Below are 9,616 nucleotides of genomic sequence, written 5' to 3' on the forward strand. Positions count from 1 at the left end.
ACGTCCACCTGCCGAAGTTTGGCGACGATCTCTTCCGGCTTGTGCTTCTTCTGTCCCATTCTCGTGTCCTCCATCAGCTCGAAAGCCTACTTCAGGGAGGACCACTTTTCAGGGGGCAGACCAGCCTCGTTGAAGAACGCAAATCGATCGCTCCTTGCCCCTTTTCGAGCCCGTTCTGCCCTACGCTCGTCGTAGATCTCGTTGAAAGTAGCCCGGTGCTGTTCGACGAGGGCATCATCGTCCAACTCGCTTAAAGCGTCTTGGTACTCAAAGACCTCTTTGATGAAGCCAGTGAGAGCTGCAACAACCTGCGACGCAGGTTGGCCCGAAATGCCGTCTTGATCGACCTCCAAATCACACATTTTGACGAAGGAATTTCGAAACCGTAGCCCACCCTCGCGCCAGACTGCCTCAGCTGCCAGGCTATCAATATCGGGATGCCCCTTATTCTCAGCATCTGATCGGACGATCATCCCTCTCAGATTCCCCGTGAACAACGGGTGCTTCGCGCGCAGCAGGTCAGTTTCCATCTTACGTCTGTTCACAAAGACGCTCCGCTAGCCTGATTTGGCAGTTGCGTTTCTCGAATCGACAAAAGCGTCTCATGCTTTCATCAGCTTGCGCCGCTTGTCGAGCAGTTCGCATCGACGATATGCGGCCTCGACCTTGTTCTCGATGGTATGGGTGAGCGCCATTTCGATCACTTCATGCTGAACGCTCGTCGTCTGGGCCGGCCAATTGGCCTTCTCCAGTGCTGCAGACCCACGAACTTTCGAGACCTGATGAACCCCCTCCGTCGATCCCGCTAAGTTAACCCTCAAGTTTGAACGGAGGCAGCTTTTCGATTTCCTGCGCGATCGTTTTGACGGTCACTTGGCCGTAGGTGTCCGAGACGGACCTGGGCGCATGACCTTGGATGGCGTCAAGGACGCGGGAAGGGATTCCAACCTCCATGCCGATGGTTTTAAAGCGATGCCGCCAACCATGAAACGGCGCAACATTAGGGTCCGCAACAGCTGTCCGCGCGAAAGCGGATAAGCGGTTTTTCAAACCTTGCAGCGGCCCTAGAACATCTCCATCCCTACCAACATTGATGAACAAGTGGCCGGCAGGTGCCCGCTCGGCGAAGGTCGGAAACCCTAGCTCAAGCAACTGAGTGTGAAGGACGACCTCGCGCGCCTCGTTCGTTTTGACCGTGCCAGCCTCCGGGGTGATGCGGAGAATCCATCGGCCTTCGCGCTGTGCAATGTCCTCCTTGCGGAGCTGGGCGATCTCACCGAGGCGTGCCCCCGTGAAGGCGCAGAGCCACGGAACCCATCGTTTGGCCGCGATCGTCCGTGCGTTTTCCCGGCCAGGTTGGAAGGTCATGGCCAACTGAAGGATGGCGACAGCCTCAGCTTCCGTGAAACCCTTCTCGCGAAGTTTGGGACGCTTCCCAAGCTTGATCGTGATCTTCGCAGCCGGATTTTCATTCACCTTCTCATTCATCACCGCCCATTCAAAAACGGCCTTCAACGCGGTGAGATCGGAGTCCTTGACCGTTTTGGGGGATGGAACCCTGCCGGTGCGCGAGGAGGGCGTCGCAAGGCGGTGGTCCTTGAAGGCAATCACGTCAGAGCGCCCAACTCGGCCGGCATCGTTGTGACCAAGAAACTTCGCAAAAGCCGAAAAGGTGTTTCGGTAGCTCTCATATGTGCTCGGCTTTCGCCCCGCCGCCTTCGACTCACGCCACCACCCTTCGACAAGGTCCGTGAGCGTCCCAGCGCCTGCACCGTTCGCTGGCTTCACCACGGCGGGCTGCGATGAAGTACGGCCCACTCGTCGGTCTGATGGACGATGAGTCGTTTCTGCGGGAACCGGAACCGCATCGTCAGGCTCGAAATGCCCCTCCGCCATCCGCTTCAGAACGAAGTGAGCCCGGTGCATGGCGGCGGCTATCGCCTTGCCGACGAGAATGCGATTCCAGTAGCTGACCTCATGCCCGAAATGCTCCAGGCAATATTCGGCCTGCGTCAGGCAGAAGCGTCTCATGTGAGGAACCAGGACGTTCTCGATGGGCCTATTTCCTGGCTGGTCGGTTTCGGGCTCCTCCTCGGCCAGCGGCGTGAAGGTCCAGAGATCCTGGTAGTGCTCGGGGTGCCATACGACTTCCAAGCTCGGGTTGTCGCGGTGGAGATCGATCCACTTTTCGTAGAACACCGTCGCCAAGCCGTGCGCTTCGCGCTCGGTCAGGCTGCGCGCCCCAGCCCGCATGGTCGCCCAACGAGCTTCGTACTCTTGGAGAGCTTTCGCGTGCCGTAGCTTGGCCTCGACAGGGTCGCGGGTTTCGAGGCTTTCGGTGACCTCCTTGCGTCCGACGACCGCCACCAGATCGGTGGGTACGCGCTTGCGAAACCAGTAGATGCCGGTTCGCGGATGTTTGTGAGGTCGGCTCATCGCAAGGACCATGTGTAGCACCCGTGTGTAGCACTCGGGCGACGCTAAGCCTATGATCTTGCTGATTGTCTTTGCGGATCAACCCCTTAGAGAGGTTGTTGGTGCCCAGGAAAGGACTCGAACCTTCACGCCTCGCGGCACACGGACCTGAACCGTGCGCGTCTACCAATTCCGCCACCTGGGCACTGGCGGTGTCATTAGATTTCCGGAGAGGTGCTGTCAATCGGCGGCGGCGAGATAAATGCGTGGAAGCGGGGGCGAGCGAACCAGCGTCGCGAATGGTCAGCGCTTCACGTGTCGCGAAGCCGCTTTTCGGCCGCGGCGATTGCCGTTAAAGCGTTCGGCGACACATGAAGGGCAGATCGGCGGGCGTTTTTCCCCGCGCGTCCGGACAAGGGTTGGCAAATGAAGGTCGATACCAGGAAACAGGTCACCGTGTTCGGCGGGTCGGGCTTTCTCGGACGCTACGTTGTGCATGCGCTGGCCCAGCGCGGACACCGCATCCGCGTCGCGTGCCGGCGGCCGGATCTCGCCTATCACCTCCAGATCGCAGGGCGCCTCGGGCAGATCCAGGCCATTCAGGCGAACCTTCGCCACCCCTGGTCGGTGGAGCGGGCGCTGGAGGGATCCGACCATGCGGTGAACCTCGTCGGCATCCTGGCCGAGGCGGGCCGGCAGACCTTCGACGCGCTGCAGGCGGAAGGCGCGGGTCATGTCGCGCAGGCCGCCGCCAAGGCGGGCATCGGCCTGACGCAGATGTCGGCGATCGGCGCCGATCCGAACTCGCCCTCCCTCTATGCGCGCTCCAAGGCCGACGGCGAGCGCCGCGTCCTTTCCGCCGTGCCGGACGCCGTGATCCTGCGTCCCTCGATCGTGTTCGGGGCGGAGGACCAGTTCTTCAACCGCTTCGCCAACATGGCGCGCTTCGCGCCCGCGCTGCCTCTGCTCGGCGGTGGCACGACGCGCTTCCAGCCGGTCTTCGTCAACGACGTGGCGCTGGCGGTGGCCGGCGCGGTGGATGGCGACGTGCCGGGCGGGCGCGTCTACGAGCTCGGCGGCCCGGAGGCGATGAGCTTCCGCGCCATGATGGAGGAGATGCTGGGCGTCATCGAGCGGCGGCGCCGCTTCGTGTCGATCCCCTTCGGCCTGGCCGATACCCTGGCCGGATGGATGCGTTTCCTGCCGGGCGCACCGCTGACGACCGATCAGGTGGCCCAGCTCCAGATCGACAATGTCGTGTCGGATGCCGCCAAGGCGGAAGGGCGCACCTTCGAGGCGTTCGGCATCGCGCCGCGAACGCTGGAGGCGGTGCTGCCGACCTATCTCGTCCGGTTTCGCCCGCAAGGGCAGTTCACCAAGCCCCAGCCGCACGACGACCGGCCGGCCGAGGACGAAAGCCTGCCGGGCGACGGAGGCGAAGCCAAGGCGTGAGTTCCTCTGCCGGCGAATGGGTATGAAGAAAGGGGCGCCTTCCCGGCGCCCCTTTTCGTTGATCGGTTCTCGGCACCGTTCCCGCAAGACCGTCGCGAAGGATCGCGTCGCCGGGACCACGAGGCCCGCCCCTCGACAGCCGAGCCCACGCGAGGGAAGCACATTCCTTCTCGATGCGCGCCTTCCTCGGGCGAGGGGGTAATCCGCCTCTCAGATCCCTCGAGCTCGCCCCTTCAGCGATAGGCGAGGAGAACGCCGATGCCAACGGCCCCGACCACGATGCGCCACCAGGCGAAGGGGGCGAAGCCGTAGCGCGACACGAAGGCGAGAAGCGAGCGCACCACGACGAGCGCCGACAGGAACGCCATCACGAATCCGACGCCGATCAGCAGCGCGTCGTCGCCGGACAAGGTGCCCCAGTTCTTGAGAAGGTCGTAGGCGAAGGCGCCTGCCATGGTCGGCATCGCCAGAAAGAAGGAGAACTCGGCGGCCGAGCGCTTGTCCGTGCCCAAAAGCAGCGCGCCGGCGATCGTCGCGCCCGAGCGCGAGGTGCCGGGGATCATGGCGAGGCACTGGACGAGGCCGATCTTGAAGCAAAGCGACAGGGGGTAGTCCTCGATATCCTTGTAGCGCGGCTGGAGGGGCAATCGGTCGATCACGAGAAGGATCAGGCCGCCGACCAGGAGTGCCACGCAGATCACCATCGGCGTCTCGAACAGAACGCCCTTGATGAAGTCGTGCGCCAGCGCCCCGATCACCGCGGCCGGCAGGAAGGCGAGAAGGATGCCGCCCACAAAGCGTCGGCTTTTCGGGTCGGACGGCAAGGTGACGAGAATCTGCCAGAGCTTAGCGAAATACACCGAAAGAACGGCCAGCACCGCGCCGAGCTGAATCAGCACCTCGAACGTGTTGCCGGTGGAATGGAAGCCCATGAGCTGGCCCGCCAGAAGCAGGTGGCCCGTGGAGGACACGGGGATGAACTCCGTCAGGCCCTCGATCAGGCCGAGGAGAAAGGCTTCGAAAATCTGCAGACCGTCCATCGGAAATCCTGAAAGTGGCGCGGGATGAAGCGTGGAATGCCGCGCGAAGCGGGCGGGGGTCAAGCCTTTGCCGCACTGCATCATGCCCGGCGAACCTGTCCGCGCCATGAATTTCGGGATGTCGTAAGAATCCGCGGAGGTCGCCGCCCGGCGCCGCGTTCGACGCGCGGCCCGCCGAACCATCACGGGAAGCGGGTGCTCTCCCCCTCGACGATCCCTTGCGCGGCGAGCGCGAGCCGACGTCGATCCGGGTACGAGGATTTTGAAACGGCTCCAAACGCTTGCTGATCGCGCGGATCGGCTTATGTGACGCCTCGGGATTGCAAGGCTCGCGCCGTTCACGATCCGCCAACCAACTGGCCGTAAGCTTCCGATCCGTGAATGGGTTCGAAACGTTTCGGCCCGTGATGAAAGTGCAAGTTCTCGCCCTCCATGCTCATCCTTCACCACCATCCCATGTCCGCCGCCTCCCGTTTCGTGCGGCTGGTTCTCGGGGAATACGGCGAGCGGGCCGAACTGGTGGAGGAGCGCCCCTGGGAACGGCGACCCGAATTCCTGGCGCTGAACCCGGCCGCGACCCTTCCCCTTCTCGTCGAGGACCAGGGGGCTCCGATCGTCGGCGGCACGGTGGTAGCCGAATATCTCGACGAAACGCGCGGCGCCTTCCAGCGCGAGCGTCGCCTGTTTGCCGAAAAGCCGGCCGAGCGGGCCGAGATCCGGCGGCTCACCGAATGGTTTCTCGGCAAGATGGACGCCGAGGTGACGCGTTATCTCGTGCGCGAACGCGTCTTCAAGCGCGAGATGCGGGCCAACGAAGGCGGGGGCGCGCCCGACGCCTCGGCCATTCGCGCCGCGCGCACCAACCTCAAGAACCACATGCGCTATGTCGGCTGGCTGGCGGAAAGCCGCAACTGGCTGTCGGGCCCCAAGCTGTCCTACGCCGATCTGGCGGCCGCCTCGGCCGTCTCCATCCTCGACTATCTCGGCGAGGTCGCCTGGGACGAAGAGCCGGCGGCCAAGGAATGGTATATGCGGATGAAGTCGCGCCCCTCGTTTAGGCCGTTCCTGGCCGAGCGGGTGCGCGGCGTGCCGCCCGTCGCCCATTACGCCGAGCTCGACTTCTAAAGCGTCTTCCGACCGGATCGGATGGTTGGCACGGAGGCGATCTCGCCTCGCGGCAAGGCGCGAGGAGGAAGCGATGCCGTCCGCCTCGCGACCGACGCGCCGCGCGGCCGCGGAGCGAAGGCGCCTGCCGCGGAAGCGGGTGTTGGCGGGGCGATGACGGTGGTGCAACCCGTTCGGAAGGCGATCTAGGGAACGGTGGGCCGGCTGGCTTGCGGCTTCGGCGCGGGGTGACGGCGGCAGGGGAAGGGGTCGGCCCCCTCTCGCTCCGCCGCACGAGCGCGCACTCGCCGCCGGGTGGGCGAAACCGGATTTCAGCATCGGGGCGAAATGCATTAAGGGTCGGCCATGGCCGACGCCTTGTCCCTTTCCGCGCTGCGACGTTTCCTGGAGGCCGATGCGCGCCGCCTCGGCTTCTCCGCGCTCGGCATCGCCGGGACGGCCGAGAACGCGGCCGTCGCCTCGCGCCTCGACGCGTTCGTGGCGGCCGGTCATCACGGCACGATGGACTGGTTGCCCGAGACAGTGGAGCGTCGGCGTTCGGTGGAGGCGCTCTGGCCTGAGGCGCGCTCGGTGATCGTGCTGGGGCTGAACTACGGTCCGGACGAGGATCCGCTCGCCGTTCTGGAGCGGCGCGACCGCGGTGCGATCTCGGTCTATGCCCGGCACCGGGACTACCACGACGTCGTCAAGGGCAAGCTGAAGGAACTGGCCGGGCGTCTCGTGGCGCGGGCGGGTCTGCGCGAGGATGGGGCCTCGCACGATGCCAAGGTGTTCGTCGACACCGCGCCCCTGATGGAAAAGCCGCTGGCGCAGGCGGCCGGGCTCGGCTGGCAGGGCAAGCACACCAATCTCGTCAGCCGTGCCTTCGGCTCCTGGCTGTTTCTGGGCTCGGTGGTGACGACGATCGGCTTCCGGCCGGACGAGGGGGCCCAAGACCTGTGCGGCTCCTGCCGCGCCTGCCAGGACATCTGCCCGACCGGCGCTTTCCCGGCCCCCTATCAGATCGACGCGCGGCGCTGCATCTCGTATCTGACGATCGAAACCAAGGCGCCGATCCCGCGCGCCCTTCGCGCCAGGATGGGCAACCGGATCTACGGCTGCGACGATTGCCTCGCCGTCTGCCCCTGGAACAAGTTCGCCTCGCAGGCGCGCGAAGCCAAGCTGCAGGCACGCGACGAGCTTCGCGCACCCCGGCTCATGGATCTCCTCGGCCTCGACGATGCGGCGTTCCGCGCGCTGTTTTCCGGCTCGCCGGTCAAGCGGATCGGGCGCGACAAGTTCGTGTCCAACTGCCTGATCGCGGCGGGAAACTCGGGTGACGGTGCGTTCCTCGGCCGGGTGCGGGATCTCGCCCGAGACCGGGCGCCGATCGTTCGCGCCATGGCGGTCTGGGCGTGGGGACGGCTCGATCGGCCGGGCGCGCTGGGGCAGCGCTCATCGGCGCTGGCGGGCGAAGGGGACGAGACGGTGCAGGGGGAATGGACCGCCTTGACGGAAGGACATCGGACATGACGAAGCCAGCGCAACCGGACGCACCGGACGGGGAGGAGGCGCCGCGCTTCTTCATCTTCGGTTGCGGCTATTCCGGCAGTGCCTTTGCGAACACGTTCGACCCCGCCTCGATCGCGGGCGTCACCACCCGTTCGCCGGAGAAGGCTGCGCGCTTTCGCGATGACGGACTGCCGGCTTTCCTTTTCGACGGAGACGCGCCGGGGGAGGGGATCGACGAGGCGCTGGCCGACGTCACCCATCTCGTCCTTTCGGTTGCGCCTGGCCCTTCCGGCGATCCGGTTTGGCATCATCATGGGGGGGCGATCGCGCGGGGCATGCCGCGTCTGCGATGGATCGGCTACCTGTCGACCGTCGGTGTCTATGGCGATCATGGCGGCGCTTGGGTGGACGAGGCGAGCCCGACCCGGCCCGTATCGGCACGCTCGCGCGAGCGTTTGGAGGCGGAGGAAGCCTGGACCAAGCTGGCGCAGGAGCGCGAAACGCCGCTCGCGATCCTGCGCCTGTCCGGCATCTATGGGCCGGGGCGCAACGCGTTCGAGAACCTGCGCTCGGGCCGCGCACGCCGCCTGGTGAAACCCGGTCAGGTGTTCAATCGCATTCATGTCGACGACATCGCCGGCGCCCTCGGCTTCCTGTCGGGCCGCTGCGAGGGTGGCATCTTTAACGTGACCGACGACGAGCCCGCCCCGCCACAGGACGTCGTCGCCTACGCTGCCCGAATCGGTGGGTTTTCCCTCCCGCCCGAGGTGGATTTCGAAACCGCCGATCTCAGCCCGATGGCGCGTTCGTTCTACGGGGAGAACAAAAGGGTCGCCAATTCGAAGCTGAAAGCCCTCGGTTACGGAATGTTTTTCCGCAATTTTCGTGAAGGCTTGGACGCGCTGAATGCCCCATGACATAGCGCCTTCATCACGGCGATGATACGCTCGAAAATATTCGGTTACCTTTCGTGATGGAACCGCCACGTTTTGGCCGCTTGCCGCCCGCACCCCTCGCCCATCGAACGGCGGGGGCTGCGAGGGGAATTCGTTAACGAGTTCAAAGATCTCGGTCCCTGTCCGTATGAAACGGTAGAAGGACCGATCGATTGACGCCTAGGATTCTTGCTGTAGCTGCCCTTGCCGGCACCATGTTCTCCACCCTCGCGCCGGCCGAGGCTGCGGGCAACAAGACCACCTGTGGCGGTGCGTCCTGGTATGCCCTGACCTCGCGCACCGCATCTGGCGAGCGCATGAACCCGATGGCGATGACGGCCGCTCACAAGACGCTGCCGCTCGGCTCGAAGGTCAAGGTGACCAACCTTAGGAATCAGCGCTCGGTGGTGGTGCGCATCAACGATCGCGGCCCCTTCATCAAGGGGCGCATGATCGACCTGTCCAAGGGCGCCGCCCAGAAGCTCGGCTTCGTCCAGTCCGGCCATACGAGGGTGCAGATCGAGCCGGCCGACGGTTCGAGCACGCAGGATTGCGCCTGAGGGGGAGCGGCCGTTCGAGGAGCGAGGCCGGCATAGGCCCGCCCCTCCGCGACCGGCCTTGCCTCGCCGCTCCTGATCCTATAGTCAGAAGGTCGGATCCTGCCGACCACGACATCGATCCACCCGCTCTCACGAGCAGGCACCCGTAGCTCAGCTGGATAGAGTGCTGCCCTCCGAAGGCAGAGGTCACAGGTTCGAATCCTGTCGGGTGCGCCATACATATCAAGGACTTAGGGACTTTCGAGTACAGGCCGAGCGACGGCCAACTCACGAGTAACTCACAAGCAAATTGCGTTTCGTTCCCGGACGGATGTTGTGTCGAGGGTCCGTGCCAATCCTGGGCTATGAGGGTCGAGACAGGGTATCGCACCATCTCGATCCGCAAGCCTCGCTCAACGAGATCAAGGACGGTGTTCGATCGCCGTCTACGCCAATATTCGCGGGCAATCTGAAATCTAAAAAGCCTCTTCAACTGGCCTGCCCCCATCAGGTGGCCCGGTTGAACTCTAATGCATGGTTGGCTTGTCGGCGACGTCTGAGGTGGCCGGCGAAGCGGGTTGGGGTGGCGCAGCCGGCCACGGCACGGCGGCTGGAGCGG

At 64.5% G+C, this 9,616-nt stretch carries 8 protein-coding genes and 2 tRNA genes; 6 read left to right on the plus strand and 4 right to left on the minus strand.

The window, feature by feature from the left end:
- Nucleotides 1–86: 86 nt before the first annotated feature.
- From H7A85_RS20365 to H7A85_RS20375, 3 genes are all read right to left on the minus strand, one after another.
- Nucleotides 87–530, minus strand: a complete 444-nt coding sequence (locus H7A85_RS20365) for a hypothetical protein (RefSeq protein WP_182422372.1) — start codon at nucleotides 528–530, stop codon at nucleotides 87–89.
- A 280-nt stretch (nucleotides 531–810) separates the two neighbouring features.
- Nucleotides 811–2,448: a DUF6538 domain-containing protein gene (locus H7A85_RS20370; RefSeq protein WP_182422373.1), complete on the minus strand. Its 1,638-nt coding sequence runs from the start codon at nucleotides 2,446–2,448 to the stop codon at nucleotides 811–813.
- Nucleotides 2,449–2,535: 87 nt separating this feature from the next.
- Nucleotides 2,536–2,620: transfer RNA gene (locus H7A85_RS20375), tRNA-Leu, on the minus strand.
- A 221-nt stretch (nucleotides 2,621–2,841) separates the two neighbouring features.
- On the opposite strand from H7A85_RS20375, the gene H7A85_RS20380 reads away from it, so the two are divergent.
- The gene (locus tag H7A85_RS20380) at nucleotides 2,842–3,867 is read left to right on the plus strand and encodes a complex I NDUFA9 subunit family protein (RefSeq protein WP_182422374.1); all 1,026 of its coding nucleotides are present in this window, start codon (nucleotides 2,842–2,844) and stop codon (nucleotides 3,865–3,867) included.
- Between the two features lie 233 nt (nucleotides 3,868–4,100).
- Here H7A85_RS20380 and H7A85_RS20385 read toward each other — a convergent pair whose 3' ends face one another.
- Complete coding sequence (locus H7A85_RS20385) at nucleotides 4,101–4,907, minus strand: undecaprenyl-diphosphate phosphatase (RefSeq protein WP_182422375.1); 807 nt, start codon at nucleotides 4,905–4,907, stop codon at nucleotides 4,101–4,103.
- A 432-nt stretch (nucleotides 4,908–5,339) separates the two neighbouring features.
- Here H7A85_RS20385 and H7A85_RS20390 point away from each other — a divergent pair, with 432 nt between their 5' ends.
- The 5 genes from H7A85_RS20390 (at nucleotide 5,340) to H7A85_RS20410 (ending at nucleotide 9,234) form a co-directional block, all read left to right on the plus strand.
- The gene (locus H7A85_RS20390; RefSeq protein WP_182422376.1) at nucleotides 5,340–6,032 is read left to right on the plus strand and encodes a glutathione S-transferase family protein; all 693 of its coding nucleotides are present in this window, start codon (nucleotides 5,340–5,342) and stop codon (nucleotides 6,030–6,032) included.
- A gap of 345 nt (nucleotides 6,033–6,377) precedes the next feature.
- Complete coding sequence (gene queG / locus H7A85_RS20395) at nucleotides 6,378–7,544, plus strand: tRNA epoxyqueuosine(34) reductase QueG (RefSeq protein WP_182422377.1); 1,167 nt, start codon at nucleotides 6,378–6,380, stop codon at nucleotides 7,542–7,544.
- Nucleotides 7,541–8,440, plus strand: coding sequence for an SDR family oxidoreductase (locus H7A85_RS20400; protein WP_182422378.1), 900 nt, complete (start codon nucleotides 7,541–7,543; stop codon nucleotides 8,438–8,440). The genes queG and H7A85_RS20400 overlap by 4 nt, the downstream gene beginning before the upstream one ends.
- 233 nt (nucleotides 8,441–8,673) lie before the next feature.
- A complete protein-coding gene (locus H7A85_RS20405) occupies nucleotides 8,674–9,018 on the plus strand; it encodes a septal ring lytic transglycosylase RlpA family protein (protein ID WP_182422379.1) in 345 nt (114 codons plus the stop codon).
- Between the two features lie 139 nt (nucleotides 9,019–9,157).
- Nucleotides 9,158–9,234 (plus strand) — tRNA-Arg (locus H7A85_RS20410).
- Nucleotides 9,235–9,616: the final 382 nt, after the last annotated feature.

The organism is Aureimonas sp. ME7, assembly GCF_903970965.1.
Taxonomy (GTDB): domain Bacteria; phylum Pseudomonadota; class Alphaproteobacteria; order Rhizobiales; family Rhizobiaceae; genus Aureimonas.

What these genes read in the sequence shown, in the direction of transcription:
- H7A85_RS20365 (WP_182422372.1), bottom strand. Translation starts at nt 530, where the DNA reads ATGGAAACTGACCTGCTGCGCGCGAAGCACCCGTTGTTCACGGGGAAT.
- H7A85_RS20370 (WP_182422373.1), bottom strand. Translation starts at nt 2,448, where the DNA reads ATGGTCCTTGCGATGAGCCGACCTCACAAACATCCGCGAACCGGCATC.
- H7A85_RS20380 (WP_182422374.1), top strand. Translation starts at nt 2,842, where the DNA reads ATGAAGGTCGATACCAGGAAACAGGTCACCGTGTTCGGCGGGTCGGGC.
- H7A85_RS20385 (WP_182422375.1), bottom strand. Translation starts at nt 4,907, where the DNA reads ATGGACGGTCTGCAGATTTTCGAAGCCTTTCTCCTCGGCCTGATCGAG.
- H7A85_RS20390 (WP_182422376.1), top strand. Translation starts at nt 5,340, where the DNA reads ATGCTCATCCTTCACCACCATCCCATGTCCGCCGCCTCCCGTTTCGTG.
- queG (WP_182422377.1), top strand. Translation starts at nt 6,378, where the DNA reads ATGGCCGACGCCTTGTCCCTTTCCGCGCTGCGACGTTTCCTGGAGGCC.
- H7A85_RS20400 (WP_182422378.1), top strand. Translation starts at nt 7,541, where the DNA reads ATGACGAAGCCAGCGCAACCGGACGCACCGGACGGGGAGGAGGCGCCG.
- H7A85_RS20405 (WP_182422379.1), top strand. Translation starts at nt 8,674, where the DNA reads ATGTTCTCCACCCTCGCGCCGGCCGAGGCTGCGGGCAACAAGACCACC.